General features: G+C 48.8%; 1 pseudogene. It reads right to left on the bottom strand.

From position 1 onward, the window contains the following. Nucleotides 1-733 (bottom strand): annotated as a pseudogene (locus tag NHF50_RS03445) (T9SS C-terminal target domain-containing protein); the annotation flags it as partial.

The following is a 733-nucleotide window of genomic DNA, read 5'->3' as shown; positions in this document are numbered from 1 at the left end:
ATAGTTATACGTTTGTTGCCATTCGATCTCACCCGACTCATCGAGCTTTAACACCCAGAAATCGGTTCCTTCACGGTTGGTCTTTGATTTGGAATACGTCGCTCCGGAATTGGAGTTCCCGCCTAACAAATAACCGCCATCCCGGGTAGGGATCAAAGCATTCAGATTATCGTCCTTTTCCCCTCCGTAGGCTCTTTGCCAGTCGATCTCGCCCTGTGCATCGAGCTTCACGATCCAGTAGTCTCCCAAACCGTAGTTCTCTTCTGTTTTATCGCCCGAAGCCGGAGAGTTGGAATAACCTCCTAAAATATAACCGCCGTCTGTCGTCGGTTGAATGCTGCGCAATTCGTCCACATATTTTCCGCCGATGGTTCTTTGCCATTCGATCGTTCCGGCTTCGCTGAGTTTTACGACCCAAAAGTCCAGATTCCCTCGCGAGTCTTCTGATTTACCATACAGATCGGGAGTTTGTCCTTCCGGAGTTATCGTTTTATTGGAAGAGGAAGTTCCGCCTAAGATATAGCCGTTGTCTTTGGTCTGGGCAATGCTTAAAAGCTTTTCCATCCCGCTGCCGCCAATGGTTCTTTGCCACAGTTGTTGGCCTTTAGCATTGAGTTTGATGATCCAGAAGTCTTCTTTGCCTTTGCTGTTTTCGGTTTTGTCGGAACCTTTATCGGAAGCGGAAGTACCGCCGAGGATAAATCCCCCGTCACTGGTCAGGGCTATGCTTTGC

It is taken from the genome of Flavobacterium sp. NRK F10 (genome assembly GCF_024054235.1).
Lineage (GTDB): Bacteria > Bacteroidota > Bacteroidia > Flavobacteriales > Flavobacteriaceae > Flavobacterium > Flavobacterium sediminis.
This window is presented reverse-complemented; position numbering and strand designations above follow the sequence as displayed.